General features: G+C 66.1%; 31 protein-coding genes. 6 read left to right on the forward strand and 25 right to left on the reverse strand.

The window, feature by feature from the left end; genetic code table 11:
* Window positions 1-105: 105 nt before the first annotated feature.
* From AC07PV_RS08740 to AC07PV_RS08755, 4 genes are read right to left on the reverse strand one after another with little or no spacing between them, the layout of a single operon-like run.
* Window positions 106-336 carry a hypothetical protein gene (locus AC07PV_RS08740; RefSeq protein ID WP_255591960.1) on the reverse strand — a complete coding sequence of 77 codons (231 nt, stop codon included), beginning with the start codon at window positions 334-336 and terminating at the stop codon, window positions 106-108.
* Entirely contained in the window at window positions 329-994 is a 666-nt protein-coding gene (locus tag AC07PV_RS08745; RefSeq protein ID WP_218298024.1) for a response regulator transcription factor, read from the reverse strand. Before AC07PV_RS08745 ends, AC07PV_RS08740 begins: the two co-directional genes overlap by 8 nt.
* 5 nt (window positions 995-999) lie before the next feature.
* Window positions 1,000-2,415 carry an HlyD family type I secretion periplasmic adaptor subunit gene (locus AC07PV_RS08750; RefSeq protein WP_218298023.1) on the reverse strand — a complete coding sequence of 472 codons (1,416 nt, stop codon included), beginning with the start codon at window positions 2,413-2,415 and terminating at the stop codon, window positions 1,000-1,002.
* Window position 2,416: 1 nt separating this feature from the next.
* A complete protein-coding gene (locus AC07PV_RS08755; protein ID WP_494630000.1) occupies window positions 2,417-4,579 on the reverse strand; it encodes a type I secretion system permease/ATPase in 2,163 nt (720 codons plus the stop codon).
* Window positions 4,580-4,715: 136 nt separating this feature from the next.
* Between AC07PV_RS08755 and AC07PV_RS08760 the strand changes: the two genes are divergently transcribed.
* From AC07PV_RS08760 to AC07PV_RS08770, 3 genes are all read left to right on the forward strand, one after another.
* Window positions 4,716-5,462 carry an AraC family transcriptional regulator gene (locus tag AC07PV_RS08760; RefSeq protein ID WP_218341843.1) on the forward strand — a complete coding sequence of 249 codons (747 nt, stop codon included), beginning with the start codon at window positions 4,716-4,718 and terminating at the stop codon, window positions 5,460-5,462.
* A 146-nt stretch (window positions 5,463-5,608) separates the two neighbouring features.
* Window positions 5,609-6,442 carry a DMT family transporter gene (locus AC07PV_RS08765; protein WP_218298020.1) on the forward strand — a complete coding sequence of 278 codons (834 nt, stop codon included), beginning with the start codon at window positions 5,609-5,611 and terminating at the stop codon, window positions 6,440-6,442.
* Between the two features lie 75 nt (window positions 6,443-6,517).
* A complete protein-coding gene (locus tag AC07PV_RS08770; RefSeq protein WP_494630001.1) occupies window positions 6,518-7,123 on the forward strand; it encodes a class I SAM-dependent methyltransferase in 606 nt (201 codons plus the stop codon).
* A gap of 66 nt (window positions 7,124-7,189) precedes the next feature.
* Here AC07PV_RS08770 and AC07PV_RS08775 read toward each other — a convergent pair whose 3' ends face one another.
* The 6 genes from AC07PV_RS08775 to AC07PV_RS08800 form a co-directional block, all read right to left on the reverse strand.
* Window positions 7,190-8,434 carry an MFS transporter gene (locus tag AC07PV_RS08775; protein ID WP_492254414.1) on the reverse strand — a complete coding sequence of 415 codons (1,245 nt, stop codon included), beginning with the start codon at window positions 8,432-8,434 and terminating at the stop codon, window positions 7,190-7,192.
* Window positions 8,435-8,619: 185 nt separating this feature from the next.
* Window positions 8,620-10,377 carry a phosphoenolpyruvate--protein phosphotransferase gene (gene ptsP / locus AC07PV_RS08780; RefSeq protein ID WP_218298017.1) on the reverse strand — a complete coding sequence of 586 codons (1,758 nt, stop codon included), beginning with the start codon at window positions 10,375-10,377 and terminating at the stop codon, window positions 8,620-8,622.
* Complete coding sequence (locus tag AC07PV_RS08785) at window positions 10,374-10,643, reverse strand: HPr family phosphocarrier protein (RefSeq protein ID WP_218298016.1); 270 nt, start codon at window positions 10,641-10,643, stop codon at window positions 10,374-10,376. Before AC07PV_RS08785 ends, ptsP begins: the two co-directional genes overlap by 4 nt.
* The gene (locus tag AC07PV_RS08790) at window positions 10,612-11,064 is read right to left on the reverse strand and encodes a PTS sugar transporter subunit IIA (RefSeq protein WP_218298015.1); all 453 of its coding nucleotides are present in this window, start codon (window positions 11,062-11,064) and stop codon (window positions 10,612-10,614) included. Before AC07PV_RS08790 ends, AC07PV_RS08785 begins: the two co-directional genes overlap by 32 nt.
* Window positions 11,061-12,332 carry an MFS transporter gene (locus AC07PV_RS08795; RefSeq protein ID WP_494630002.1) on the reverse strand — a complete coding sequence of 424 codons (1,272 nt, stop codon included), beginning with the start codon at window positions 12,330-12,332 and terminating at the stop codon, window positions 11,061-11,063. Before AC07PV_RS08795 ends, AC07PV_RS08790 begins: the two co-directional genes overlap by 4 nt.
* Window positions 12,329-12,883 carry a hypothetical protein gene (locus AC07PV_RS08800; protein ID WP_218298013.1) on the reverse strand — a complete coding sequence of 185 codons (555 nt, stop codon included), beginning with the start codon at window positions 12,881-12,883 and terminating at the stop codon, window positions 12,329-12,331. Before AC07PV_RS08800 ends, AC07PV_RS08795 begins: the two co-directional genes overlap by 4 nt.
* 160 nt (window positions 12,884-13,043) lie before the next feature.
* Between AC07PV_RS08800 and AC07PV_RS08805 the strand changes: the two genes are divergently transcribed.
* Window positions 13,044-13,547 carry a TlpA disulfide reductase family protein gene (locus AC07PV_RS08805; RefSeq protein ID WP_218298012.1) on the forward strand — a complete coding sequence of 168 codons (504 nt, stop codon included), beginning with the start codon at window positions 13,044-13,046 and terminating at the stop codon, window positions 13,545-13,547.
* A gap of 227 nt (window positions 13,548-13,774) precedes the next feature.
* Here the strand turns inward: AC07PV_RS08805 and AC07PV_RS08810 are convergent, their stop codons facing one another.
* Window positions 13,775-14,230: a c-type cytochrome gene (locus tag AC07PV_RS08810; RefSeq protein ID WP_218298011.1), complete on the reverse strand. Its 456-nt coding sequence runs from the start codon at window positions 14,228-14,230 to the stop codon at window positions 13,775-13,777.
* Between the two features lie 170 nt (window positions 14,231-14,400).
* Between AC07PV_RS08810 and AC07PV_RS08815 the strand changes: the two genes are divergently transcribed.
* Window positions 14,401-15,084, forward strand: coding sequence for a cytochrome b/b6 domain-containing protein (locus AC07PV_RS08815; RefSeq protein WP_494630003.1), 684 nt, complete (start codon window positions 14,401-14,403; stop codon window positions 15,082-15,084).
* Window positions 15,085-15,133: 49 nt separating this feature from the next.
* Window positions 15,134-15,625: a GNAT family N-acetyltransferase gene (locus AC07PV_RS08820; protein WP_218298009.1), complete on the forward strand. Its 492-nt coding sequence runs from the start codon at window positions 15,134-15,136 to the stop codon at window positions 15,623-15,625.
* A 67-nt stretch (window positions 15,626-15,692) separates the two neighbouring features.
* Here AC07PV_RS08820 and AC07PV_RS08825 read toward each other — a convergent pair whose 3' ends face one another.
* The 14 genes from AC07PV_RS08825 to fusA form a co-directional block, all read right to left on the reverse strand.
* Window positions 15,693-16,199, reverse strand: a complete 507-nt coding sequence (locus AC07PV_RS08825) for a peroxiredoxin (protein ID WP_218341849.1) — start codon at window positions 16,197-16,199, stop codon at window positions 15,693-15,695.
* Window positions 16,200-16,333: 134 nt separating this feature from the next.
* Window positions 16,334-16,603 (reverse strand): 30S ribosomal protein S17, encoded by a 270-nt coding sequence (gene rpsQ, locus AC07PV_RS08830; protein WP_218298007.1) that lies wholly within the window; start codon window positions 16,601-16,603, stop codon window positions 16,334-16,336.
* Between the two features lie 9 nt (window positions 16,604-16,612).
* Window positions 16,613-16,807, reverse strand: a complete 195-nt coding sequence (gene rpmC / locus AC07PV_RS08835; RefSeq protein WP_008906429.1) for a 50S ribosomal protein L29 — start codon at window positions 16,805-16,807, stop codon at window positions 16,613-16,615.
* Between the two features lie 16 nt (window positions 16,808-16,823).
* A complete protein-coding gene (gene rplP, locus AC07PV_RS08840) occupies window positions 16,824-17,240 on the reverse strand; it encodes a 50S ribosomal protein L16 (RefSeq protein WP_218298006.1) in 417 nt (138 codons plus the stop codon).
* Window positions 17,241-17,242: 2 nt separating this feature from the next.
* Entirely contained in the window at window positions 17,243-18,124 is an 882-nt protein-coding gene (rpsC, locus tag AC07PV_RS08845) for a 30S ribosomal protein S3 (protein WP_142149114.1), read from the reverse strand.
* Between the two features lie 15 nt (window positions 18,125-18,139).
* Window positions 18,140-18,472: a 50S ribosomal protein L22 gene (gene rplV / locus AC07PV_RS08850; RefSeq protein WP_007847806.1), complete on the reverse strand. Its 333-nt coding sequence runs from the start codon at window positions 18,470-18,472 to the stop codon at window positions 18,140-18,142.
* 9 nt (window positions 18,473-18,481) lie between these two features.
* Complete coding sequence (gene rpsS, locus AC07PV_RS08855; protein WP_010467177.1) at window positions 18,482-18,757, reverse strand: 30S ribosomal protein S19; 276 nt, start codon at window positions 18,755-18,757, stop codon at window positions 18,482-18,484.
* A 10-nt stretch (window positions 18,758-18,767) separates the two neighbouring features.
* Window positions 18,768-19,592: a 50S ribosomal protein L2 gene (gene rplB, locus AC07PV_RS08860; RefSeq protein WP_010467175.1), complete on the reverse strand. Its 825-nt coding sequence runs from the start codon at window positions 19,590-19,592 to the stop codon at window positions 18,768-18,770.
* A 2-nt stretch (window positions 19,593-19,594) separates the two neighbouring features.
* The gene (gene rplW / locus AC07PV_RS08865; RefSeq protein ID WP_007847815.1) at window positions 19,595-19,909 is read right to left on the reverse strand and encodes a 50S ribosomal protein L23; all 315 of its coding nucleotides are present in this window, start codon (window positions 19,907-19,909) and stop codon (window positions 19,595-19,597) included.
* Window positions 19,906-20,526, reverse strand: coding sequence for a 50S ribosomal protein L4 (rplD, locus tag AC07PV_RS08870; RefSeq protein ID WP_008906425.1), 621 nt, complete (start codon window positions 20,524-20,526; stop codon window positions 19,906-19,908). The genes rplW and rplD overlap by 4 nt, the downstream gene beginning before the upstream one ends.
* The gene (gene rplC, locus AC07PV_RS08875; protein ID WP_218298005.1) at window positions 20,526-21,200 is read right to left on the reverse strand and encodes a 50S ribosomal protein L3; all 675 of its coding nucleotides are present in this window, start codon (window positions 21,198-21,200) and stop codon (window positions 20,526-20,528) included. The genes rplD and rplC overlap by 1 nt, the downstream gene beginning before the upstream one ends.
* A gap of 225 nt (window positions 21,201-21,425) precedes the next feature.
* Complete coding sequence (gene rpsJ, locus AC07PV_RS08880) at window positions 21,426-21,737, reverse strand: 30S ribosomal protein S10 (RefSeq protein ID WP_005796953.1); 312 nt, start codon at window positions 21,735-21,737, stop codon at window positions 21,426-21,428.
* 26 nt (window positions 21,738-21,763) lie between these two features.
* Window positions 21,764-22,954 carry an elongation factor Tu gene (tuf, locus tag AC07PV_RS08885; protein ID WP_056642984.1) on the reverse strand — a complete coding sequence of 397 codons (1,191 nt, stop codon included), beginning with the start codon at window positions 22,952-22,954 and terminating at the stop codon, window positions 21,764-21,766.
* Between the two features lie 221 nt (window positions 22,955-23,175).
* Window positions 23,176-25,278 carry an elongation factor G gene (gene fusA, locus AC07PV_RS08890; RefSeq protein ID WP_218296707.1) on the reverse strand — a complete coding sequence of 701 codons (2,103 nt, stop codon included), beginning with the start codon at window positions 25,276-25,278 and terminating at the stop codon, window positions 23,176-23,178.
* Window positions 25,279-25,326 lie beyond the last annotated feature (48 nt).

The raw sequence follows: 25,326 nt of genomic DNA on the forward strand, positions 1-25,326 counted from the left end.
GGCAGGAAGTAACGGCATGTGACTGATGTCAGTGAAGGCTACTGACGCCGCCCCTTATCCACTATTGGACTTAGGTCCACTTTTGGGCCCGCCGGCCCCGGAAACTCAAATAGTTTCGTTGCCCGAATCGTCACCCAATAGATCCAGGCTATTGCTCAGGCGGGCCCGGGTCTCCTTGCGCTCCAGGAGCTTGTTCTGCGCGGCCAGCGGCAGGTCGGTGAAGCGGATCACGCCGCGCACGATGAGCAGATCTATCAGGTCCTCGGTCACCCGGGCCAGCCCGGCGTCGGAGGAGCTCAGCGGATTGCCGTGGGGCGGCAGGCTCTTGTCAGGCATGGGATGCGGGCCCCTGTGCAACCTGCGGGCCCTGGTTCATGCGCAGCACGAGCTGCACCCGGTCGCGCACGCCGAGCTTCTCGAAGGTGGCCCCCAGGTGCGCCTTGACGGTGCGCTCCGAGATGAACAGCCGGTCCGCGATCTCCTTGTTGGACAACCCCTGGGCCACCGCGCGCGCGACCTCCAGCTCCCGCGAGGACAGCCGCAGCTGCAGGTCCTGGTGCGCCTGTGGCACGGCGTGCGGCGCCGTCAGGCCCGCGGTGGCGGCGGCCAGGCGCGACACCAGTGCCCGGCCCACCCACAGGCCGCCGTGCTGCACCACCAGCGCCACTTCCTGCAGCATCTCGGGCACGGCAAACAGGTGGCAATAGGCGCGAGCGCCTTCGTTGATGGCCTTCAGGCCTTCGCGGTCGTCCGGTACGCCGGTGGCCACCACCACGCGCGCGCGCTTGTCCGACTGGACCAGTTCGCCCAGCAGCGCCGGCCACTCGGGGTACTCGGTGCTCAGCCACACGATGGCCGAGCGCCCCCCGCCGCCGCCGCGCAGCGCGGCCACCATGGCGGGCCACTGCGCCTTGTCGATGCGCGTGCCCTGCGGGAATGCGGCCCCCCAGCGGTCCAGGGACTGCGGCACATCGCTGGCCAGGTAGTGGTTCATCGCATTCACCTCTCGGACAAGGCGTTCGCCTTGGCGCGCAGCACCGGCTTGAGCAGGTAGGCCAGCACGGTCTTCTTGCCCGTGAGGATGTCCACCTGCGCCACCATGCCGGGGATGATGGGCAGGTTCGCCCCCAGGCTGGCCTTGCGCGTGCGCACGCGCACCAGGTAGTTGGCATTGCCCTTGTCATCGACGACCGAGTCCGCGCTGATGTTCACCACCTCGGCCGCCAGGCCGCCGTAGATCGAAAAGTCGTAGGCCGTGAACTTGACCATGGCCTCCTGGCCCGGGTGCAGGAACGCGATGTCGCGCGGACTGACCTGCGCCTCCAGGATGAGCGCGTCGTCCAGCGGCACGATCTCCACCACCTCCTTGCCAGGCTGCACCACGCCGCCCACGGTGTTGACCAGCAGGCGCTTGACGGTGCCCCGCACCGGCGAGCGGATGTCCGCGTGCTTGACCTTATCGGCCAGCGCCCGGCCGCCCTCGGACAGGCTGGAGAGCTTGCTCATGGTCTCCGACAGCTCGGCGCTCATCTGGTTGCGGGCCGTGAGCTGCACCTCCTCGATGCGCCGCGAGGCCTCCTGGATCGCGGCCTGCACGCGGGAGATCTGCGCATCCGCCTGCTCGCGGTCGCCGCGCAGGCGCGCCACCTCGCGGTCCAGCCGCAGCACCTCCACCTCGGACACCGCGCCCGTGGCCACCATGGGCCGCGTGGCGTTCAGCTCCTTGAGCATCAACTCCAGGCCACGCTCGGCCTGCTCCTTGCGGGCACGCACCTCATTGAGCTCCTGCTGGCGCTGCAGGAGCTGGTTCTGCGAGATGGACACCTGCGCGCTGATCTCCTCGCGCCGCGAGCGGTACAGGCGCATCTCCTGCGCAACGATGTCCGGCGCGTCCCGCAGGAGGTCCGGCGGAGGAATGAATGTGCCGCCCTGCGTCAGTGCCTGCAGGCGCAGGGCCTTGGCCTGCAGCGCGAGCAGGCTCGCCCGGCTTTCCAGCATGTTCGACATGAACCGGGTGGAGTCCACGCGCAGCAGCAACTGGCCCGCTTCGACGATCTGCCCCTCCCGCACCGGCAGCACTTCCACGACGCCGCCATCCACGCTCTGGATGACCTGCACCTGGCTCGTGGGCACCACCTTGCCGTCGCCCCGCGTGACTTCGTCGAGCTCCGCATACGCGGCCCAGAGCACCAGCAGCAGCAGAAAGAGCACCGCCAGGCGCAGAAGGACCCGGGCGCGCAGGGGCTCCTGCTGCAGCCGCGCCCAGTCGGCATCGTCCGCCCAGTCCAGCGTGTCGGCCGCGCCCGCGGGCGTCAGGCGCCGGACCATGCGCCCGAAGACGGATTCGCTGGCCGCCCCGCCCGTCCTGACGGCACGGCCGATCTGCTCGAAGGCTTTCTCGTTGAGTTCGGCCATCTCACACCGCCTTTCCGATGCGGCCCTGGCGCAGGGCCTGCACCACCTGCTCCTTGGGGCCATCGGCCACGATGCGGCCCGCGTCCATCACGATGATGCGATCCACCAGGGCCAGCAGCGAGGTCCTGTGGCTGATGAGCACCAGCGTGCGCCCCTTCGAGAAATCGGCCAGCCTGCGCTTGATGTCCTCCTCGCTGGAATGGTCCATGGACGAGGTGGGTTCGTCCAGCAGCAGCACCACGGGATCGTTGATGACGGCGCGCGCGATGGACACGCCCTGCCGCTGCCCGCCCGACAGCGACTCGCCCCGCTCCCCCACCAGCATGTCGAAGCCCTGCGGGTGCGCATTCACGAGCGGCAGGATGCCGCCGATCTCGGCCGCCCGCACCACGGCCGCGTCGTCGGCCAGCGGGGCGCCCAGCGTGATGTTCTCGCGCAGCGAGCCATAGAAAAGCACCACGTCCTGCTGCACGTAGCCCACCTGGCGGCGCAGCTCGGCGGGGTCCAGCTGGCGCTGGTCGATGCCGTCGATGAGCACCGCGCCCGAGGTCGGCCGGTACAGCCCCAGCATCAGCTTTTGCAGCGTGGTCTTGCCCGAGCCGATGCGCCCGAGGATGGCCACCCGCTCGCCGGGCTTGATGGACAGCGTCACGTTGCGCAGCGAGGCCGTCTGCTGGCCCGGGTAGGTGAAGCCGACATCCCTGAACTCGATCGCGCCCTGCAGCCGCCCCCGGCTGATGAAGCTGGCGCCCTCGGGGCGGTCCACCTCGCGCTTCATCATCTCGTTGAGCGAGGTCAGGGCCGTCGATGCCGTGTGGTACTGCACGAGCAGGCCCGCCACCTGCCCCACCGGCGCCATGGCCCGCGACGCGAGCATGGTGCATGCGATCAGCCCCCCCATGGTGAGCTGGCGCTCGCCGATCATGTGCACGCCCACGATCACGATCACCAGGTTGATGAGCTGCTGCAGGAAGGCCGAGGTGTTGCTGGCCGTGGCCGACAGAAGGCGCAGCTGCACGCCCACGCGGGCCAGCAGCGCCGTGCTGCGCTCCCACTTGCGCTGCAGGGGCGCCTCCGCGCCCAGCGCCTTCACGGTCTCGAAGCCCACCAGCGCCTCCACCAGCGTGGCATTGCGCTGCGCGCCCGCGCGGTAGGTTGTTTCGGACAGCGCGTGCATGCGCCCCTGCACGGCCAGGGCGTAGAGCAGCATCACCGCCGCGCCGCACAGCAGCGGGATCAGCATCGGCCACGAGATCCAGCCGATCACCACGATGAAGATCAGGCCGAACGGCAGGTCGATGAACGCCACGACGGACGCCGAGCTGATGAAGTCCCGCACCGACTCGAACGAGCGCAGGTTCGACGCGAACGAGCCCGCCGAGGCCGGCCGCTGCTCCATGCGCGTGCCCAGCACCTTTTCCATGATGTAGGCCGACAGCTTCACGTCGGCACGGCTGCTGGCCAGGTCCACGAAGCGCCCGCGCAGCGTGCGCAGCACCAGGTCGCCCACGAGCATGATGGACAGCCCCAGCGCCAGCACCCACAGGGTGTCGATGGCGTTGTTGGGCACCACCCGGTCATAGACATTCATCGTGAAGATGGGCATGCCCAGGGCGAACAGGTTGGCCAGGAAGGCGGCCATGAGCACGTCGCGGTACAGCCCGTGGTTTTCGGCCAGCACGGTCCAGAACCAGTGCCCATGGCGGCCCGCCCTGACCTGCGGGGCGCGCGCATCGAAACGCTGGGAAGGGCGCACATACACCGTGGTGCCCAGGTAGTCCGCCTCCAGCGCCGCGCGCGACACCTGGATGGGCGCGTCCCCCAGTTCGGGCAGCACGACACGCGCTTCGCTGTGGCCGTCGCTCCAGCCCAGGAGCACGCACGCGCGCTCGCCCTGCAGCAGCAGGACCGCCGGGAGCAAGGCGTCCTTGACGCGGGTCAGCGGCTCCCGCACGAGACGGCTGCTCATGTGCGCGCGCTGGGCCGCACGGGCAAAGAGGCCGGGGGTCAGCCGGTGGTTTTCAGCAGGCAACCCGGCCATCACCGCCTCGGGCGTCGAAGGCAGGCCGTGGGCCTTGGCAACAATGAGCAGGCACGCCAACAGCTCGTCGGAACCGCTGCCTGAAAGTTCTGCAGGCTGCGCCAAGCCCGCACTTGAAACCATATGAATTCCTTGTTGCCACTTGTTGAAATTCACTCTAGCAACATAAATTCAAAGCGCGAAGGAAAAAATCGCCACCCCGGCGCGCGCCCGCCCGGCTGGTGGTCCGTGTGCGGTTGCAGCAAAATCCACGGTGCACATGCCCTCCTCCGAACAGCTTTCGCTGCGCCGCTACGGTGCCTCTCCCGGCAGCCACAGCCATGACCACTTCCAGGTCCTGCTGGGGCTGTCCGGCGCCCTCGACCTCGAAGTCGAGGGGCGCGGCGTGCGCGTCAGCCCAGGCGGGGGGTGCGTGATCGCCCCGGGCGACCGCCATGACTTCGAGTCGGCGCGCGGCAGCCTGTGCCTGGTGCTCGACAGTGCGCAGCCCGGATGGGCGCGCTGCCTGCGGCCGCACGGCCAGGGCGCCAGCGCGCCCCCCGCCGAGGCCCTGCCGCTGGCGCACTACCTGGCGGGCGCACTGCAGCAAGGCCGCCCCCTGGCGCAGGCCCACGGCCCGGCGCTGTTGCTGGAGGCGTGGCTGGCAGGCTCCGGCCCCCGCGCCTGGCCCCCCGGCCTGGCACCCTCGCGCCAGCGGCCGATCGACTGGGCCGCGCTGCGGCAGTGGGCCGCGCAGCAGTGGGACGGGGCGCTCTCGGTCGCCGACCTGGCCGCGCGCGTGCACCTGAGCCCCAGCCAGTTCGCGGCCCGCTGCCGCGACGAGCAGGGCCTGGGGCCCATGGCCTGGCTGCGCGGCCAGCGGCTGGCACAGGCCCGGCTGCTGCGCGGCGGCGGGATGGCCGTGGCCGAAGTGGCGCAGCGCACGGGCTACCGTTCACCCTCGGCGCTGACCGCGGCGCTGCGGCGCCAGGCGGGCGCGGCGGGGAGCCCGGGCCCCGGTGAATGAATCGGCGAATGGGTGAGTGAGCAAATGAATGGATGCATGGATCGGTGAGGGAATGACCGGTGCGGCGCCGCCGCACCGCCGCTGCGCGACGAGCGGCCGCCGTTGCGCGACGATGCGGGCCGCCGCTCGCGCATACAGTCAAGCCCATGCAAGCCAATCTCTATGCCCTCGGCGCCATCGCCCTGTGGGCCTCGCTCGCCTCGCTGGGCGTGTCGCTCACCCACATTCCGCCGTTCCTGCTCACGGGCATCGCGCTCATCATCGGCAGCGTGCCGGCCTGGCCCTTCGTGCTGCGCGATCCGTCGCAGTGGCGCATTCCGGCGCGCACGCTGGCGCTGGGGGTGTACGGCCTGTTCGCCTACCACTTCCTGCTGTTCATCGCGCTGCGCCACGCGCCGCCGGTCGAGGCCAACCTGGTCAACTACCTGTGGCCGCTGTTCATCGTCGTGCTCTCGCCCGTGGTGCTGCCCGGCGTGTCGCTGCGCACGCCGCATGTGCTGGCGGCACTGCTGGGCTTTGGCGGGGCCGCCATCGCCATCGCGGGCGGGCGCGCGCTGAGCGGCACCCTCGCCTGGGGCTACCTGCCGGCGCTGGCGGCGGCCTTCATCTGGGCCACCTATTCGCTCATGACCAAGCGGGTGGCGGCGTTCCCCACCACCGCCATCGGCCTGTTCGGGCTGGTGTCGGGCGTGCTGTCGCTGCTGTGCCACGCGCTGCTGGAGCCCGCCGTGGCGCTGCAGCCGCGCGACTGGGCGCTGCTGGCCGTGCTGGGCCTGGGCCCGCTGGGCGCCTCGTTCTTTCTGTGGGACAAGGCACTCAAGCTGGGCGACGCGCGGCACATCGGCATCCTGAGCTACATCACGCCGCTGGCGTCCACCGCGCTGCTGATCGCGGTGAGCGGCCGCCCGTTCACCTGGAGCATCGCGCTGGCCACGGTGATGATCATCGGCGCGGCCGTGATGGGCATGCGGGCGCGCTGATTCAATCAAAATGGCCCAGGCGCTTGCCCATCAAGCGCTGATAGCTATCTATCCGATAGCAAACCCGATCCTCGCATGGACACCCTCCCCATCCCCGGCACGGCGGGCTATGGCACGCACGCCGCCGCGCTGGCGGCGCAGTATGAAAGCATCGCGTTCGCCGATGTGCACCGCAGCACGCTGCACCTGTTCCCGCGCACGCCCAGCCGGGTGCTCGACATCGGCGCGGGCTCGGGACGGGACGCTGCCGCGCTGGTGCGCGCGGGCCACCATGTGGTGGCCGCCGAGCCCACGGCGGCCTTGCGGCAGGAGGGGCAGCGCATCCACGCGGGGCTGACCATCGAGTGGGTGGACGACCACCTGCCCGCGCTCACCGGCCTGCGGGGCCGCCAGTTCGACCTGGTGCTGCTGACCGCCGTGTGGATGCATCTGGACGCCGCGGAACGCGCCGCCGCCATGCGGGCCGTGGCGGACCTGCTCGCGCCGGGCGCGCTGGTGGTGATGTCGCTGCGCCATGGCCCCGTGCCCCGGGGCCGGCGCATGTTCGACGTGTCGATGCAGGAAACGGCGGCGCTGGGCGCACGGCACGGGCTGGCCACCGCGCACAGCGGCACGCGGGACGACGCCCAGGGGCGGCCGGACGTGCGCTGGAGCGTGCTGGCCCTGCGGCGGCCCGTGTGAATCTGCATCCAGCGGGCCTCCCGTGCTTGTCCGGAAAGCGCGGAAAGCTATCTATTCAGGAGCAATTCACGGCATGCGCGGGGCCGCGCGCTCCCGGCGCACGCGCAGGTAGAGCCAGCCGGTGATGGAGAGGTTCAGCAGGTTCCAGCCGATGCCGTTGAGAAAGGCGGCGTGGTAGCTTCCCGTGGCGTCGAATATCCAGCCGGAAAGCCAGCCGCCCAGCGCCATGCCGACGAGCGTGGCCATGATGACGCCCCCCACCCGCACGCTCGCCTGGCCGGGCGGGAAGTACTCGCGCACGATGATGGCGTAGGTGGGCACGATGCCGCCCTGGAACAGCCCGAATAGCCCCGAGATGACGTACAGCGGCACCAGGCCGTCGTAGGGAAGGAAAAGCACGAGGGCGATGCCCTGCAGCGCCGATCCCAGCAACAGGGTGCGGATGCCGCCGATGCGGTCGCAGATCAGCCCGAACACAAGACGGCTCACGATGCCGCAGGCCAGCATGAGCGACAGCATCTGGGCGCCCTGGGCGGCGCCGAAGCCCAGGTCCGTGCAGTAGGCCACGATGTGGACCTGCGGCATGGCCATGGCGACGCAGCACGCGATGCCTGCCAGGCACAGCAGCGCCATCGCGTGGTTCGGAGCCAGGCCGAAAGGGCGGGCACGGTCCGGCGCCGCCCGGTTCGCGCCCGCTGCCGCAGACGCCGGAATCGCGGGAGGGCGCTGGCGCATGCGCAGGGACAGCGCGAGCATACCCACGCCGCAGATGCTGCCCAGCACCATGTAGGTAGGCCGCCAGCCGATGGAGTCGACGCCGTATTGCACGATGGGCGGCCAGACCGCGCCCGCCACGTAGTTGCCGCTGGCGCACACCGCCACCGCGATGCCCCGCCGGCGATTCCACCAGAGCGCCGTATCGGCCAGCAAGGGCGCGAACGTCGCGGAGCCGCCAATGAACCCCATCACCGCGTGCGCCAGGCCGAAAGCCCAGATGCTGCCCGACAGGCTCGCCCCCATGAAGCCGCCAAACACCGCCAGGGCACCCAGCCAGAGCACGGGCATCAGGCCGTGGCGGTCCGCCAGCCGCCCTGTCCATAGCCCGCCCAGGCCCAGGCAGACCATCATCAGGGTATACGGCAGCGAGGCGCTGGCGCGGCCGATTCCGAACTCGCTCTGCACCGCCGGAAGCACCACCGACACCACGTACATGCTGCTGTTCCCCAGCACGACGAGGCCCAGGGTCGCAAGAAGCCGCCGCAGGGCCTGGGGCGAGTCGATGAGGGACGGGTCTGCGTGGGCAAGCTGCATGGGAGGCATGGGTTTTTCTGGATGCAGCGCAGGCCATCAGAACGGGCGGGGAGAAGTGCATCCGCCGGCCTTGCAGGCTGGCGGACGCCGCGCTTCACTTTTCAAAAAAATCTGGCAAAACCGGCCCCTGGTGCCGGTCCATAAAGCGCAGAAAGCTATCAATTAAGGAGCATTTCAGCACCACCCTACGGCGCCAGCGCGGCCGCGGGTTCGTCCCCCTCCAGCACCTGGCGCGCCCACGGCGCGAGCTTGCGCGTGTCGGCGCGCAGCACCTCCTGCTTGATGGCCAGGATCTGCGCGGGGTGCATGGAAAAGCTGCGCAGGCCCAGGCCCAGCAGCAGGCGCGTCATGGTCACGTCGCCGGCCGTTTCGCCACACACGCAGACGCTCTTGCCCTGGCGTTCGCCCTCGGCGATCACATCGCCCACCAGGCGCAGCACGGCGGGGTGCAGCGGGTCGTACAGGTGCGCCACCGCCTCGTCCGCGCGGTCGATGGCCAGCGTGTACTGGATCAGGTCGTTGGTGCCGATGGAGAGGAAATCGAAATACCGCAGGAAGGTGCGCACCATGAGCGCCGCCGCGGGCACCTCGATCATCGCGCCCAGCTGCACCGGGCCGTAGGGCACGCCGCGCGCATCCAGCTCGGCGCGGGCCAGGTCCACCTGCGCGATGGTCTGCTGGATCTCGTGCGTGTGCGCCAGCATCGGGAACAGCAGGTTGACCTTGCCATGCGCCGCCGCGCGCAGCACGGCGCGCAGCTGGGTGCGGAACATGGCCGGGTCGGCCAGGCTCCAGCGGATGGCGCGCAGGCCCAGGGCCGGGTTCAGGTAGCTGTCCTTGTGGCTCTTGTGGTCCAGCGGCTTGTCGGCGCCCACGTCGATGGTGCGGATGGTGACGGGCAGGCCCTGCATGCCGTCGATGGCTTCGCAGTAGGCGCGGTACTGCTCGTCCTCGCCGGGCAGGTTGCCGCTCTTGCCCATGAACAGGAACTCGCTGCGGAACAGGCCCACGCCCACGGCGCCGGCGCGCACGGCGGCGGCGGCGTCGCCCGGTTGCTCGATGTTGGCCAGAAGCTCGATCTTGTGGCCGTCGAGCGTGATGGCCGGGGTGTGGCGCAGCCGGGCCAGGCGCTCGCGTTCCAGCTCCACCTGGCGCTGGCGAAAGCCATACTCGGCCAGGATGATGGGCGACGGGTCCACGATGACCACGCCCGCATCGCCGTCGATGATGACCCAGTCGTCCTGGCGCACCAGCTGGCTGGCCGCGCGCGCGCCCACCACGGCCGGAATGTCCATGCTGCGCGCCACGATGGCGGTGTGGCTGGTCTTGCCGCCCACGTCGGTCACGAAGCCCGCGAACACGCTCTGCTTGAACTGCAGCATGTCGGCGGGCGAGAGGTCGTGCGCGACCAGCACCAGGGGCACGTCCACCGTGTCGTCGAGCAGCAGGTCCTGCTGGGTCTTGCGGCGCGGGCTGCTGGCGGGCGGCGCCACGGGGCTGGCCACGCCCTTCATGTAGCGCAGGATGCGCTCGACCACCTGTTCCAGGTCGGCCTTGCGCTCGCGCAGGTATTCGTCCTCCATCTCGTCGAACTGGCGCGCGATGACTTCGAGCTGCGTGGTGAGCGCCCACTCGGCGTTGTACAGGCGCTCGGTGATCCAGTGCTTGACCCCGCCCGTGAGGGCCTCGTCCTGCAGCAGCATCAGGTGCACGTCGAGCAGCGCGGTCAGTTCATGCGGCGCATCGGCGGGCATCTCCACCTGCAGGCGCTGCAGTTCCTCGACCACGGCATTGCGCCCGTTGCGCACCCGCTCGATCTCGCCCTCGATCTGCTCGGGCTTGACGAAATAGTGCGCCACGTCCACCCGGCTGGACGCCACCAGCACCGCACGGCCGATGGCGATGCCGCGGGCGACTGCGAGACCGTGGACGGAGAAGGTCATTCACCCTCGCCAAACTTGTCGGCAATCAGGGCCAGGAGCCCGTCCATGGCCTCCTGTTCGCGCTCGCCGCTGGTTTCGATCTCCACCTCGGTGCCCATGCCGGCGGCCAGCATCATCACGCCCATGATGCTCTTGGCGTTGATGCGCCGGTCGCCACGGCTCATGAAGACATCGCAGGGAAAGCTGCCGGCCAGCTTGGTGAGCTTGGCCGACGCGCGGGCATGCAGGCCCAGTTTATTGTTGATGGTCGTACGGGTCTTGATCATGTCGGTTGCGGGTATTCTGGTTCTGCGGTGCGGAGATGGCCACCTGCATGACGCCCTGGGTGCCTCCCACCACGGCGCGGGTGACCACCGAATCAAGGGGCTCGTGGCGGTAGCTCACGGCCCGCAGCAGCATGGGCAGGTTGGCGCCCGTCACCAGGCGCGAGCGCACGTTACCGATGAGGCGCTGCGCAATGTTGCAGGGCGTGGCGCCGAACACGTCGGTGAGCACCAGCGTCGAATCCGCGCCCAGTTGATCGAGCATGATGCGGGCCTGCGCCAGCGACTCCTCGGGCGGCTGGTTGGGCTGCACGTCGAGCGCGGACACGCTGCCCCCGCAGTCGGGGAACACATGCAGCGCGCATTCGCGCAGCGCATGGGCCAGCGGGGCGTGGGCGATGATGAGGATGCTGGTGGTGCTCATGGCGCGGTGGTTTGCAGCACATTATGGCGCCGCCCCCGCAGCAGGAACCACGCGTAGGCGCCCGCGTTGCACGCGAGGTACACCGCCATCGCGGCCTGGAAGGACTGCACCGCGGACAGGCCCGCGGCGGCGAAGGCGTCCACCGCCAGGCCGATGCCCCACTGCACCACGAACACCCCCGCAAAAATCACGAGGTTGTAGGCCGACAAGGCCCGCCCCGCGAGCGCCTGCGGGAACGCCATGGCCACCGCGGGCTGCGACAGCGATACGAACGTGCACGACATGCAGAACAGCGCCCACGCCCCGCCCCCGGCCCGGGGCCCCGCCACGATGGTGCCCAGCAGCACCACCAGGCACAGCGGGAGGCCCGCCGCCATCAGGCGGTCGGCCCCCAGCCCTTTTCGCAGCAGCCAGGGGTTGAGCATGCCCCAGGTCCAGAACGTGCACAGCATGGAGACATTGATCCAGAAGAGGCCCGTGGCGGCCTCCAGCGGCGTGTAGCCCGCCACGCGCTGCATCCAGGGCCCGGCCCACAGGGTCTGCATCGCCACCATGCCGCCGTACACGAAGAACCCCAGGGGCGCCAGGCGCTGGAAGTAGGGATGGCGCCACACCATGGCGTAGCCGTGTTGCGCGCCCTCGGTGGCCCCGGCAGGAGGCACCGGTCCGTCTGCCCGCGGGGTGGTGGCGCCCCAGGCCGGCACCCAGACGGCAATCACCACCATCGATACCGCGATCAGCGCGGCCAGGACCCAGAACAGGGGCCGCCATCCCACCAGCGGCAGCGCCCATTGCACCGGCAGCGTGGACGCCACCATGCCCAGCGAGCCGGTCATCAGCATCCACGAGTTCGCCCGCATCTGCAGGGTGGGCTCGAACCAGCGCCGGTAGCCGGTGAGGGGCGCCATCAGGCAGGCACTGACGCCGGCGCCGCACAGCACGCGGCCGGCCAGCAGGCCCGAGAACCCCGTCGCCACCGAGAACACCAGGCTGCCCACCACGGCCACGCCCAGGAAGCCGAGGGCGACCTTCTTGGGCCCGTGCCGGTCCAGCCAGGTGCCCAGCGGCAGCTGCGTGGCCGCGAACCCCAGGAAGTACCCCCCGGCCAGCAGCCCCAGGTCGCTGGCGTGCAGCGAGAACTCCTGCGACAGCGTGGGCGCCAGGGTGGCCGTCACCGCCCGCACCAGGGCCGACAGGAAATACGCGAAGGCAAATGCCAGGAAGACAATCACCGCGGCCCGCCGCGGCAGCACGCCGGGGGCCGTCATTGGAGCGTGATCCCGGCAAAGAACTGGTCGGCCACCTCGGGGCGGGGCTTGGGGGTGTAGACCACCGCGTGGTACAGCCGCACCTGCGGGCCCACGGCGCGCGCGAACCACACAGCCTGGGCCGTGACGGCGCTGCCATCCGGGCGCTGGCCCTGGACCACGGTGCGCACCGACTGGGGCAGGGGCAGCACGCCCGGCGGCGCGTACGGCGTGTCGACCGCGCGGGCGGCCGCGCCGCTGCCCAGGTTGGCGATCGCGGCCGCCCGCCAGTGCGTGAGCGCCGCGCCCACCTGCGCGGGGTCGGCCAGCGCGGCATGCGACACCGCAAAGGTCGCGCCATCCGCATCGCAGCCCGCCATGGCCAGCTCGACGGGCGAGCCCGCCAGCTCCACCGGGCGCACGGCCCGGTCGGGCTTGCAGGGCAGCGTGATGGTGATGGCCGCCTCGGGCAGCGGCACGCTGCGCCAGTTGAGCGCGGGGCTGCAGCCTGCCAGCCACGCCAGCAGGAGCATGGGCGGCAAGGCGGCCGCGCGGGTTGGTGTTCGGTTCATGGGCCGATTATCGGCACAGCACGCAGCGCGGGCCGCGTGCGCCGTTTTGCGCGAACTTTTGCGCAGCACACGACTCCACCCAAGCTGCGACAATCGGGGCACCGGCTGCGGCCGGGTTTCGGCGCGGGCCCGGCCCACAGTTCTGGATGGATAGGAAGTCATGGCGATCAAGCATTGGGCAGCAGGTGTGGCGGTGGCGGCGTTCGCGGCCGTGGGCGCCTATGTGTACCTGGATACGGGCCGCTCCGTGGCGCCGGAGTCGAACTTCGTGCTGCTGGACGGCTCCAGCAAGTCCACCGCCGATCTGCGCGGCAAAGTCACGCTGGTGAATTTCTGGGCCACGAGCTGCACCACCTGCGTGGCCGAGATGCCCGAGATCGTGGCGACCTACAACAAGTACCACGCCAAGGGCTTCGACACCCTGGCCGTGGCCATGAGCTACGACCCGCCCAGCTACGTGGTGAACTTTGCCGAAACCCGCAAGCTGCCCTTCCAGGTCGCCATCGACAACACCGGCAAGGTGGCCCAGGCCTGGGGCGATGTGCGGCTCACGCCCTCGACCTTCATCGTGAACAAGCGCGGCGAGATCGTGAAGACCTACGTGGGCGCACCCAACTTCCCCGAGCTGCACCAGCTCATCGAAAAGCTGCTGGCCGAGACCTGAGCCGCTACGGCACCTTCAAAGGCAAAGGCCGATTTCATGCGAAATCGGCCTTTGCCGCTTATGGGTTCAGCGCAAACAGCTACCATTTTAATAGCATCCGCATTGAGCGCGCGCGGCCCCGGCCAGCGGACGCCGCACAAGGGCTGCCCCGCCGCGCTGGCGTCGTCCCCCTCCCGGAGCGCGCAGAGAGAAGGGAGAAGCGGCAACGCCGCTCAGGGGGATGCACTTTATTTGGCGCGGTAGTTGTCGTGGCAGGCCTTGCAGGTGCCCGCGGCAGCGCCAAAGGCCGTCTTCAGGTTGTCCAGGCTGCCGGTCTTGGCCGCGGCGGCCAGCTTGACGGATTCGGCCTCGAGCTTCTCGGAGTGTTCCTTGAACTTGGCCTGCTCGGTCCAGATCTCGGGCAGCGCCTTGGTGGGAGCGCCCTTGTCCGTGCCCGCCCCAAAACCCGCCCAGGGCAGCTTGGCCATGTGGGCCACCACATCCGCGTTCTCCTGCGCCGCCTTGGCATCGAACGGAATGCGCCCGTTGGCCATGGCACCGAGCCGGCCAAAGTGCTGGCCCATCACGAAGAGTGCGCTCTGGCGGTATTTGATGGCGTCCTCGGCCTTGGCGAACTGGGCGGAGGCCGGTGCCGACACGGTCAGCGTGGCAGCGGCAAGGGCGAACGCGGCAAGTGCTTTCATGGGGGTATTTCCTTTTTTCGTGGGGGGGGGTAAATGCAAAAACCTTTTGACCCGCAGGGAGTATGCCGGTTTACCACGGGTTTCGCAGCGGCGCCCTCCTTCCGGGTTTACCCCGCCTCCTTCACAATGCGGCCATTCCCCTCCTCCTCAACACCCAGCCCACCGCCACCATGACGCAGCAGCACACCGTACGCATCTGGGACCTTCCCACCCGCATCTTCCACTGGACCCTGGCCGCCTGCGTCGTGGCCCTGGTGGTCACGGCCAAGGTGGGCGGCAACGCCATGGAGTGGCATTTCCGGCTGGGCCACGTGGTGCTGGCGCTGCTGGTGTTCCGCGCCGTCTGGGGACTGATCGGCGGGCGCTGGTCGCGTTTCGCGAGCTTCCTGTACTCCCCCGCCCGGGTGCTGCGCTATGTGCGCGGCGCGGCGCACGCCGAGGACAGCATCGGCCACAGCCCCCTGGGGGCGCTGTCCGTGTTCGCGCTGCTGGCCGTGCTGGCCGCGCAGGTGGCAACCGGCCTGCTCAGCGATGACGAGATCGCCTTTGCCGGCCCGCTCACCCGGTTCGTGCCCAATGCGGTGGTGGGCCAGGCCACGGGCTACCACCAGGAAATCGGGCAGTACCTGGTGCTGGCGCTGGTGGCCTTGCACCTGCTGGCCATCGTGTTCTACGTGCTGGTGCGCAAGCAGCGCCTGGTCAAGCCCATGCTGCACGGCGACAAGCTGCTGGCGGCGCCCGCGCCTGCATCGCGCGACGATCTGGCCACCCGGGTGGTCGCGCTGGTGGTGCTGGGACTGAGCTTCGGGCTGGCCTGGTGGGTGTCGACACTGGCGGCGGCGCCCGGGTTCTGAACCGAACTGGCTACACTGCGGCTTCCGTCGTTTCACACCACTTTGTGCCTTGGACAAGCCTGCCGTCACCCTGCGGATCCCCTCCTCGCCTGCCGAGCTTCAGGCGGTCCGCGACATCTTCCGCGAATACGCCGACACCCTGGGCGTCGATCTGTGCTTTCAGGACTTCGAGAGCGAGCTGGCCCACCTGCCCGGCGACTATGCCGCGCCGCGCGGTGCCCTGCTGCTGGCCGAGGTGGAGGGCGCGATAGCGGGCTGCTGCGCCCTGCGGCCGCTGGATGCGGCCGACTACCCCAATGCGAGCGAGATGAAACGCCTGTACGTGCGCAAGGCGTTCCGTGGATTCGGCCTGGGCCGCGAGCTGGCCGAAGCCATGCTCGACCTCGCGCGGCAGGCAGGCTATGCCTGTGTGCTGCTCGATACCCTCGACGACATGGAGTCGGCGCGCGCGCTGTACACCGACCTGGGCTTCGAGGAGATTCCGCCCTACTACCACAACCCCATTGCGGGGGCCCACTACCTCAAGGTCGATATCTTCTGAGGTTTTTGGGCTCTGGCGCCTGGTTCACAAGCGCCAGAAGCTACCAATTGAATAGCAAATCAGGGCATCACGCCCTGGCCTGGGCCAGCAGGGTGTCGGCGTCGCTCACCTCGAACTTGCCAGGGGCCTCCACGTTGAGCGTGACCACCTTGCCATCGCGCACCAGCATCGAATAGCGGTTGCTGCGCAGGCCCAGGCCCTTGCCGTTCAGGTCCAGCGTCAGGCCGGTCGCCTTGGCGAAGGTGGCATCACCGTCGCCCAGCATGCGCACCTTGCCGTCGGTCTTCTGGTCGCGCGCCCAGGCACCCATCACGAAGGCATCGTTCACGCTCACGCACCAGATCTCATCCACGCCGGCGGCCTTGAACTCGGCTGCCTTTTCCACGTAGCCAGGCACGTGCTTGGCCGAGCAGGTGGGCGTGAAGGCGCCAGGCAGCGCGAACAGGGCAATCGTCTTGCCTGCCGTGGCCTTGTCCACCGGCACGGGATTCGGACCGATGGAGCAGCCTTCGCCCTCGACTTCCGAGTATTCCATCAGGGTGCTGGCTGGCAGGGTGTCACCGACTTTGATCATTGATCTCTCCTTGGGTTGCTGGGGGTATTGAACACATTCGCCTGCAGGCCTGCAAAAAAACGCGGCCCACAAAACAAAACGACCCACATTGTGGGTCGTTTTGAGGGGCTGTGCTGCCTGTAAGCCGGGAGGGCTTAGAGCAGGCCGGCCTTTTGCACCAAGCGGGTGGCAACCCAGTTCTTGGTCTTGGAGAGCGGACGGCTCTCGGTGATTTCGATCACGTCGCCCAGCTTGTACTCGCCCTTTTCGTCATGGGCGTGGTACTTGCTCGACTTCGCAACGATCTTGCCGTAGAGCTCGTGCTTCACACGGCGCTCGACCAGCACGGTCACGGTCTTTTGACGCTTGTCGCTGACCACCTTGCCAACCAAGGTGCGCTTGAGGGATTTTTTAGGTTCCGTCATGTGGGCTCCTTACTTGGCGGCTTGCTTTTCAGCAAGAATGGTCTTGGCACGGGCGATATCGCGGCGGGTGGTGCGCAGCGTGTTGGTGTTACCCAGTTGCTGCGTGGCCTTTTGCATGCGCAGGCCGAAATGGGCCTTCTGCAGCGCCTTGATTTCGGCTTCGATGCCGGCGACGTCTTTTTGGCGCAGTTCAGTAGTCTTCATTGCTTGTTCTCCTGAATTACGCGCCGATCAGGCGGCTGACGAACGTGGTGCGCAGCGGCAGCTTGGCGGCAGCCAGGCGGAACGCTTCACGGGCCAGTTCTTCGGGCACACCGACGATCTCGAAAACGATCTTGCCGGGCTGGATTTCGGCCACGTAGTACTCGGGGTTGCCCTTACCGTTACCCATACGCACTTCTGCGGGCTTGGTAGAGATTGGCTTGTCCGGGAACACGCGGATCCAGATACGGCCGCCACGCTTGACGTGACGGGAGATTGCACGGCGTGCAGCCTCGATCTGACGGGCCGTCAGACGGCCACGGTCGGTGCACTTCAGACCGAAATCACCGAACGCAACGGAGGAACCCCGCGTTGCGACACCAGTGTTACGGCCCTTTTGCTCCTTGCGGTATTTGCGGCGAGCAGGTTGCAGCATAGTTATTCTCCTTTACCGTCCGCTGCTGTAGCGGGCGCGGCGACTTTGCGTACGCGCTTAACGGCGGTGTTATCAGCGCCACCAGCTTCCGCTGGCTTGTCGCTGCCGTCGGCCGGAGCGGTGTTGCCACCGACAGGACGACGTGGGCCACGGCCTGCGCCTGGACGGTCGCCACCTGGGCGGCCATCACGGCGTGGACCGCGTGGGCGGCGCTCTTCGTCTGGACGAGGCGTTTCCACGGCGGGCAGGTCATTGCGGCCCAGCGTGTCACCCTTGTAGACCCAGACCTTGACGCCGATCACACCGTAGGTGGTCTTGGCTTCAGAGGTACCGTAGTCGATGTCCGCACGCAGCGTGTGAAGTGGCACGCGGCCTTCGCGGTACCACTCGCAGCGAGCGATTTCGATACCGTTCAGACGGCCGGACGACATGATCTTGATGCCCTGGGCACCCAGACGCATGGCGTTCTGCATGGCGCGCTTCATGGCGCGGCGGAACATGATCCGCTTTTCGAGCTGTTGCGTGATGCTGTCGGCGATCAGCTTGGCATCGATTTCAGGCTTGCGCACTTCTTCGATGTTCACTGCGACGGGCACGCCCAGGCGAGCAGCGAGTTCCTTCTTCAGGTTCTCGATGTCTTCACCCTTCTTGCCGATCACCACACCAGGACGAGCCGAGTAAATGGTGATGCGGGCGTTCTTGGCAGGACGCTCGATCAGGATGCGCGACACGGCGGCGTTCTTCAACTTGGCCTTCAGGTACTCGCGCACCTTGATGTCTTCGGCCAGCATGCCCGCGAAATCGCGGTTGCTGGCGTACCAACGGCTGGACCAGTTGCGGCTGACCGCAAGGCGGAAGCCGGTAGGATGGATTTTCTGTCCCATAGTCTTCCCGAGCCTTTAGTTGCCAACCGTCACGTACACATGGCACGTGGGCTTGCTGATGCGATTGCCGCGGCCTTTGGCGCGCGCGGTGAAGCGCTTGAGCGTGGTGCCTTGTTCGACGTAGATGGTCTTGACCTTCAGTTCGTCGATGTCGGCGCCATCGTTGTGTTCGGCGTTGGCGATGGCCGACTCCAGAACCTTCTTGACGATTCCCGCAGCTTTTTTCTGCGTGAAGTTCAGGATGTTCAGAGCCTGGTCCACCTTCTTGCCGCGGATCAGATCGGCGACCAGACGGCCCTTGTCGACCGACAGACGGACGCCCCGGAGGACTGCACGTGTTTCAGACATGGTCGTTCCTTACTTCTTCGCTTTTTTGTCAGCGGGGTGACCCTTGAAGGTGCGCGTCAGGGCGAATTCGCCCAGCTTGTGGCCCACCATCTGGTCGGTGACATAGACAGGTACGTGCTGCTTGCCGTTGTGCACGGCAATGGTCAGACCGATGAACTCGGGCAGAACCATGGAGCGACGCGACCAGGTCTTGACTGGTTTCTTGTCCTTGGTGGCAACGGCCTTTTCGACCTTGGCCAGCAAGTGATGGTCAACAAATGGACCCTTTTTAAGAGAGCGAGTCATCTGTTACCCCTTACTTCTTGCGACGCGACACGATCATGATCTGTGTGCGCTTGTTGTTACGGGTGCGATAACCCTTGGTCAGATTGCCCCAAGGATCGACTGCATGGCGGCCTTCGCCGGTGCGGCCTTCGCCACCACCGTGAGGGTGATCCACCGGGTTCATGGCAACGCCGCGAACCGTGGGACGAATACCCATCCAGCGCTTCACACCGGCCTTGCCCAGTTGGCGCAGGCTGTGTTCTTCGTTGGCCACTTCGCCAATGGTGGCGCGGCATTCGATGTGGATCTTGCGAACTTCACCCGAGCGCATGCGCACCTGGGCGTAAACGCCTTCGCGGGCCAGCAGCGTTGCCGAAGCACCAGCCGAGCGGGCGATCTGCGCACCGGCACCGGGCTTGAGCTCGATGCAGTGGATGGTCGAACCCACGGGGATGTTGCGGATCGGCAGCGTGTTGCCAGCGCGGATCGGGGCTTCCGAACCGGACAGCAGGGTTGCGCCCACTTCCAGGTTGCGGGGAGCGATGATGTAGCGGCGCTCGCCATCGGCATAGCACACCAGAGCGATGTGGGCCGTACGGTTGGGGTCGTACTCGATGCGCTCAACCTTGGCCGGAATGCCGTCCTTGTTGCGCTTGAAGTCCACCACGCGGTAGTGGTGCTTGTGACCACCGCCCTTGTGGCGGGTGGTGATGTGACCGTTGTTGTTACGGCCGGCCTTCTGGAATTGTGGTTCCAGCAGGGGGGCGTACGCTTCACCCTTGTACAGGTGGTCACGCGTGACCTTCACCACGGCACGTTGGCCGGGCGAAGTGGGTTTCATCTTGATGACAGCCATGATTACGCGGCCTCCCCGGAGAGGTTCAGCTCTTGACCTGGCTGCAGCGTGACGTATGCCTTGCGAACGTTGTCGCGGCGGCCGACGGTCTTGCCGAAGCGCTTGGTCTTGCCTTTGGTGTTCACCACAGAAACGCCCTTGACCTCGACCTTGAACATCAATTCCACAGCGGCCTTGATTTCTGGCTTGGTAGCGTTCTGCAGCACCTTGAACGTCACAGCATTGGACTTCTCGGCAACCATGGTGGCCTTTTCGGACACGATGGGAGCGACCAGCACTTGCATCAGACGACCTTCGTCAAACTTGAGTGTGCTCATGCGAACATCTCCTTGAGTTTGTCGATTGCACCCTTGGTGACGAGCACTTTCTTGAAACGGACCAGCGACACGGGATCTGCGTAACGGGGCTCGACGACGAGCACGTTCACCAGATTGCGCGAAGCCAGGTACAGGTTTTCGTCCACTTCATCGGCGATCACCATCACCGATTGCAGGTTCATCGCCTTGAACTTGTCGGCCAGGACCTTGGTCTTGGGCGAATCAAGCTTCAGGGAGTCGACCACAGCCAGACGGCCTTCGCGGGCCAGCTGCGACAAGATGGCAGACATACCAGCGCGGTACATCTTCTTGTTGATCTTCTGCGTGAAATTTTCGTCAGGCATGTTCGGGAAAATCCGACCGCCCCCGCGCCACAGTGGCGACGAGGTCATACCTGCACGTGCGTTACCCGTACCCTTTTGCTTGAAAGGCTTCTTGGTCGAGTGACGGACTTGCTCGCGGTCCTTCTGGGCGCGAGTGCCTTGGCGTGCGTTGGCCTGATAGGCCACCACGATCTGGTGCACCAGATCTTCGTTGTATTCACGACCGAACACGGTTTCAGGAACATCCAGCTTGGATGCGCCCTGGCCTTGGTCATTCAGGAGTTCGAGCTGCATTAGTTCGCTCCTTTGGAGGCTTTGGCCTTGACCGCTGGACGCACCGTCACGAACCCACCCTTGGAGCCCGGAATAGCGCCCTTGATCAAGAGCAGTTGACGCGCTTCGTCGATGCGGATCACATCGAGGTTTTGCGTGGTCTTGGTGACATCGCCGAGGTGGCCCGTCATGCGCTTGCCGGGGAACACGCGACCTGGGTCTTGTGCCATACCGATCGAGCCAGGCACGTTGTGCGAACGGCTGTTGCCGTGCGACGCGCGCTGCGAGCTCATGTTGTGGCGCTTGATGGTACCGGCGTAGCCTTTACCGATCGAGGTGCCTTGCACGTCGACCTTCTGACCCACGGAGAACACGGACGTCACAGCCACCGAGGCGCCAGCTTGGTACTGGGCTGCGGTATCGGCGGTCACGCGGAATTCCTGGATGATTTCACCGGCTTCCACACCTGCCTTGGCAAGGTGGCCGGCTTCTGGCTTGGTCACGCGCGATGCTTTGCGCGAACCGAACGTGACCTGCAGGGCCACGTAGCCATCGTTCTCTTGGGTTTTGATCTGGGTAACGCGGTTGTTGGACACATCCACCACCGTGACAGGCACTGCGTCCCCATCATCGGTGAACAGACGCATCATGCCCACTTTGCGACCCAGCAACCCGAGGGAGTTGCTCAGACTCATTGGTTTTCTCCAAAACTCTCACCGCCGCAACTTCAATTGGCTACGGCGTTTCCGCAAGCTCTCGCCTGCGTGCATGAAAGAAGGTTAATAAAACTCCGCACGGCCGGCACCTTTTCAAAGGCGCAAATCGAGCGAAGCCCTAAAGTATAACGCGAACTGCTTTCGCAAGCAAGTTCGCGTTATTTCGGACCTTGCGGGGTGGGCGAACCCACCCCGCAAAAGCCATTACTGCAGCTTGATTTCGACGTCCACGCCCGCGGGCAGGTCGAGCTTCATCAGGGCATCCACGGTCTTGTCCGTAGGATCCACGATGTCCATCAGGCGCTGGTGCGTGCGGATTTCGAGCTGGTCGCGGCTGGTCTTGTTGACGTGCGGCGAGCGCAGGATGTCGAAACGCTTCATGCGCGTCGGCAGGGGCACGGGGCCCTTGACGATGGCGCCGGTGCGCTTGGCGGTGTCAACGATCTCGGCAGCGGACTGGTCGATCAGCTTGTAGTCAAACGCCTTCAGGCGGATGCGGATTTTTTGCTTGGACATGGCAAGTTCCTTGTTCTGCTTATGAATTAAGCAATGATCTTGGCCACGACGCCAGCGCCGACCGTACGGCCGCCTTCGCGGATGGCGAAGCGCAGGCCTTCTTCCATGGCGATGGGGTTGATCAGCTTGACGGTGATCGACACGTTGTCGCCAGGCATGACCATTTCCTTGTCGGCCGGCAGCTCGATGGCGCCGGTCACGTCGGTCGTGCGGAAGTAGAACTGTGGGCGGTAGTTGTTGAAGAACGGGGTGTGGCGGCCGCCTTCGTCCTTGCTCAGCACATACACTTCAGCGGTGAAGTGGGTGTGGGGCTTGATCGAGCCGGGCTTGCACAGCACTTGGCCGCGCTCCACGTCTTCGCGCTTGGTGCCGCGCAGCAGCAGGCCGACGTTGTCGCCAGCCTGGCCTTGGTCCAGCAGCTTGCGGAACATTTCCACGCCGGTGCAGATGGTCTTTTGCGTGTCGCGGATACCGACGATTTCGATTTCTTCGCCGACCTTGATGATGCCGCGCTCGACGCGACCGGTCACCACGGTGCCGCGGCCGGAGATGGAGAACACGTCTTCCACGGGCATCAGGAAGGCACCGTCCACAGCGCGCTCTGGCGTGGGGATGTAGGTGTCCAGCGCTTCGGCCAGCTTCATGATGGCTTCTTCACCCAGCTTGCCCTTGTCGCCTTCCAGGGCGAGCTTGGCGGAGCCACGGATGATGGGGGTGTCGTCGCCTGGGAAGTCGTACTTGTCCAGGAGTTCGCGCACTTCCATTTCGACGAGTTCCAGCAGTTCTTCGTCGTCCACCATGTCGCACTTGTTCAGGAACACGATGATGTAAGGCACGCCCACCTGGCGGGCCAGCAGGATGTGTTCGCGGGTCTGGGGCATGGGGCCGTCAGCGGCCGAGCACACCAGGATGGCGCCGTCCATCTGGGCAGCGCCGGTGATCATGTTCTTCACATAGTCGGCGTGGCCGGGGCAGTCCACGTGGGCGTAGTGGCGGTTGGCCGTTTCGTATTCCACGTGCGCGGTGTTGATCGTGATGCCGCGGGCCTTTTCTTCGGGCGCCGCATCGATCTGGTCGTATGCCTTGGCTTCGCCGCCGAACTTGGCGGACAGCACGGTGGCGATGGCCGCCGTCAGCGTCGTCTTGCCATGGTCCACGTGGCCGATCGTGCCCACGTTGACGTGAGGCTTGGTCCGTTCGAATTTACCTTTTGCCATTTTGAATCTCCAAAGAGCAATGCCTGTGTTGGGGTTTAACGTCTGCACCCGATTGCTGGTTCGTCCCGCACAGGGCAACAGGACGGCACCGGGTCGCAGATTGCAAGAATTTTGCTACTGTTTTAATAGCTGCTAGCGCTTTATAGACAAGCGCCAGCAGCCAATTTGACTCAAAAAAAAAGAGGAAAGGCTGCCCAGGGCAAACCTTTCACTCGACGCGCTTACTTGGCGCGTGCAGCCATGATGGCTTCGGACACGTTGCGAGGCGCTTCGCTGTAGTGCTTGAATTCCATCGAGTACGTGGCGCGGCCTTGCGTCGCGGAACGCAGCGAGGTCGAGTAGCCGAACATTTCCGACAGCGGCACTTCGGCGCGGATGGCCTTGCCACCGCCCGGGATGTCGTCCATGCCCTGGACCATGCCACGGCGGGAGGACAGATCGCCCATCACCGTGCCGGCGTAGTCTTCAGGCGTTTCCACTTCCACGGCCATCATGGGTTCCAGGATGACGGGGTTGGCCTTGCGGCAGCCTTCCTTGAAACCGAAGATGGCAGCCATCTTGAACGCCAGTTCGTTCGAGTCCACATCGTGGTACGAACCGAAGTGCAGCGTGACCTTGACGTCCACCACGGGGTAGCCGGCCAGCACGCCTTGCGTGACGGCTTCGTTGATACCCTTTTCCACGGCCGGGATGAATTCGCGAGGAACCACACCGCCCTTGATCGCGTCGACGAACTCGATGCCCTTGCCGGCTTCGTTGGGTTCGATCTTGAGCACGACGTGACCGTACTGGCCCTTGCCGCCGGACTGGCGCACGAACTTGCCTTCGGCTTCTTCCACCGTCTTGCGGATGGTTTCGCGGTAGGCCACCTGGGGCTTGCCCACGTTGGCTTCCACGCCGAATTCACGCTTCATGCGGTCCACGATGATTTCCAGGTGCAGTTCGCCCATGCCGGCGATCAGCGTCTGGCCCGATTCTTCGTCGGTCTTCACGCGGAAGGATGGATCTTCTGCAGCCAGGCGCTGCAGCGCGATGCCCATCTTTTCCTGGTCGGCCTTGGTCTTGGGTTCCACAGCCTGCGTGATCACAGGCTCAGGGAACACCATGCGCTCCAGAATGATCTGGGAGTCGATGTCGCTCAGCGTTTCACCGGTCGTCACGTCCTTCAGGCCCACGCAGGCAGCGATGTCGCCGGCGCGGATTTCTTCGACTTCCTGACGCTCGTTGGCGTGCATCTGCACGATACGGCCGATACGTTCCTTCTTGCCCTTGATGGGGTTGTAGACGGTGTCGCCCTTGCTCAGAACGCCGGAGTACACGCGCACGAAGGTCAGCTGGCCCACGAACGGGTCGGTCATCAGCTTGAATGCCAGGGCCGAGAACTTCTCGTTGTCATCCGCCTTGCGGGTGACAGGCTTTTCGTCTTCGTCCGTGCCGGTCACGTCAGGAATGTCCGTCGGTGCTGGCAGGTAGTCGATCACGGCGTCCAGCATGCGCTGCACACCCTTGTTCTTGAAAGCGGTACCGCACAGCATCGGGTGGATTTCCGTGGCGATGGTACGCGTACGCAGGCCGAACTTGATCTCGGCTTCGGAGAGGTCGCCCTCTTCCAGGTACTTGTTCATCAGCTCTTCGGAGGCTTCGGCAGCGGCTTCCACCATCTTCTCGCGCCATTCCTTGGCGGATGCGACCAGGTCGGCTGGAATTTCTTCGTAGGTGAACTTCATGCCCTGCGAGGCTTCATCCCACAGGATGGCCTTCATCTTGAGCAGGTCGACCACGCCGGTGAACTTGTCTTCGGCGCCGATCGGGATCACCACGGGCACGGGGTTGGCCTTCAGGCGCAGCTTCATCTGCTCGTAGACCTTGAAGAAGTTGGCACCGGTACGGTCCATCTTGTTCACGAAGGCCAGACGGGGCACCTTGTACTTGTTGGCCTGGCGCCAGACGGTTTCCGACTGGGGCTGCACGCCACCCACGGCGCAGTACACCATGCAGGCGCCGTCGAGCACGCGCATCGAACGTTCCACTTCGATCGTGAAGTCCACGTGACCGGGGGTGTCGATGATGTTGAAGCGGTGCTCTTCGTAGGAGTTGTCCATGCCCTTCCAGAAGCAGGTCGTGGCAGCCGAGGTGATCGTGATGCCGCGCTCTTGTTCCTGCTCCATCCAGTCCATGGTGGCAGCGCCGTCGTGCACTTCGCCAATCTTGTGGCTCACGCCCGTGTAGAACAGGATACGTTCGGTGGTCGTGGTCTTGCCAGCGTCAATGTGGGCCGAGATACCGATATTGCGGTAGCGCTCGATGGGAGTCTTGCGAGCCATGGTGGATCCTTGGATGGGTCGTGTTATTCAGGGGAAGGGCCCAGCATT

Source organism: Acidovorax sp. GW821-FHT09A11, from assembly GCF_059418365.1.

Coding starts and splice junctions, on each gene's coding strand:
- AC07PV_RS08745 (WP_218298024.1), bottom strand. CDS start 994: ATGAACCACTACCTGGCCAGCGATGTGCCGCAGTCCCTGGACCGCTGG.
- AC07PV_RS08770 (WP_494630001.1), top strand. CDS start 6,518: ATGGACACCCTCCCCATCCCCGGCACGGCGGGCTATGGCACGCACGCC.
- AC07PV_RS08740 (WP_255591960.1), bottom strand. CDS start 336: ATGCCTGACAAGAGCCTGCCGCCCCACGGCAATCCGCTGAGCTCCTCC.
- rplB (WP_010467175.1), bottom strand. CDS start 19,592: ATGGCTGTCATCAAGATGAAACCCACTTCGCCCGGCCAACGTGCCGTG.
- AC07PV_RS08790 (WP_218298015.1), bottom strand. CDS start 11,064: ATGAGCACCACCAGCATCCTCATCATCGCCCACGCCCCGCTGGCCCAT.
- AC07PV_RS08810 (WP_218298011.1), bottom strand. CDS start 14,230: ATGAAAGCACTTGCCGCGTTCGCCCTTGCCGCTGCCACGCTGACCGTG.
- AC07PV_RS08805 (WP_218298012.1), top strand. CDS start 13,044: ATGGCGATCAAGCATTGGGCAGCAGGTGTGGCGGTGGCGGCGTTCGCG.
- AC07PV_RS08815 (WP_494630003.1), top strand. CDS start 14,401: ATGACGCAGCAGCACACCGTACGCATCTGGGACCTTCCCACCCGCATC.
- fusA (WP_218296707.1), bottom strand. CDS start 25,278: ATGGCTCGCAAGACTCCCATCGAGCGCTACCGCAATATCGGTATCTCG.
- AC07PV_RS08825 (WP_218341849.1), bottom strand. CDS start 16,199: ATGATCAAAGTCGGTGACACCCTGCCAGCCAGCACCCTGATGGAATAC.
- AC07PV_RS08785 (WP_218298016.1), bottom strand. CDS start 10,643: ATGATCAAGACCCGTACGACCATCAACAATAAACTGGGCCTGCATGCC.
- AC07PV_RS08755 (WP_494630000.1), bottom strand. CDS start 4,579: ATGGTTTCAAGTGCGGGCTTGGCGCAGCCTGCAGAACTTTCAGGCAGC.
- rpsC (WP_142149114.1), bottom strand. CDS start 18,124: ATGGGACAGAAAATCCATCCTACCGGCTTCCGCCTTGCGGTCAGCCGC.
- AC07PV_RS08775 (WP_492254414.1), bottom strand. CDS start 8,434: ATGCAGCTTGCCCACGCAGACCCGTCCCTCATCGACTCGCCCCAGGCC.
- AC07PV_RS08795 (WP_494630002.1), bottom strand. CDS start 12,332: ATGACGGCCCCCGGCGTGCTGCCGCGGCGGGCCGCGGTGATTGTCTTC.
- rplC (WP_218298005.1), bottom strand. CDS start 21,200: ATGAGTCTGAGCAACTCCCTCGGGTTGCTGGGTCGCAAAGTGGGCATG.
- rpmC (WP_008906429.1), bottom strand. CDS start 16,807: ATGAAGACTACTGAACTGCGCCAAAAAGACGTCGCCGGCATCGAAGCC.
- AC07PV_RS08750 (WP_218298023.1), bottom strand. CDS start 2,415: ATGGCCGAACTCAACGAGAAAGCCTTCGAGCAGATCGGCCGTGCCGTC.
- rpsJ (WP_005796953.1), bottom strand. CDS start 21,737: ATGTCCAAGCAAAAAATCCGCATCCGCCTGAAGGCGTTTGACTACAAG.
- rpsQ (WP_218298007.1), bottom strand. CDS start 16,603: ATGACGGAACCTAAAAAATCCCTCAAGCGCACCTTGGTTGGCAAGGTG.
- tuf (WP_056642984.1), bottom strand. CDS start 22,954: ATGGCAAAAGGTAAATTCGAACGGACCAAGCCTCACGTCAACGTGGGC.
- AC07PV_RS08760 (WP_218341843.1), top strand. CDS start 4,716: ATGCCCTCCTCCGAACAGCTTTCGCTGCGCCGCTACGGTGCCTCTCCC.
- ptsP (WP_218298017.1), bottom strand. CDS start 10,377: ATGACCTTCTCCGTCCACGGTCTCGCAGTCGCCCGCGGCATCGCCATC.
- rplP (WP_218298006.1), bottom strand. CDS start 17,240: ATGCTGCAACCTGCTCGCCGCAAATACCGCAAGGAGCAAAAGGGCCGT.
- rplW (WP_007847815.1), bottom strand. CDS start 19,909: ATGAGCACACTCAAGTTTGACGAAGGTCGTCTGATGCAAGTGCTGGTC.
- rplV (WP_007847806.1), bottom strand. CDS start 18,472: ATGTCTGAAACACGTGCAGTCCTCCGGGGCGTCCGTCTGTCGGTCGAC.
- rpsS (WP_010467177.1), bottom strand. CDS start 18,757: ATGACTCGCTCTCTTAAAAAGGGTCCATTTGTTGACCATCACTTGCTG.
- AC07PV_RS08800 (WP_218298013.1), bottom strand. CDS start 12,883: ATGAACCGAACACCAACCCGCGCGGCCGCCTTGCCGCCCATGCTCCTG.
- AC07PV_RS08765 (WP_218298020.1), top strand. CDS start 5,609: ATGCAAGCCAATCTCTATGCCCTCGGCGCCATCGCCCTGTGGGCCTCG.
- rplD (WP_008906425.1), bottom strand. CDS start 20,526: ATGCAGCTCGAACTCCTGAATGACCAAGGCCAGGGCGCATCCAAGCTG.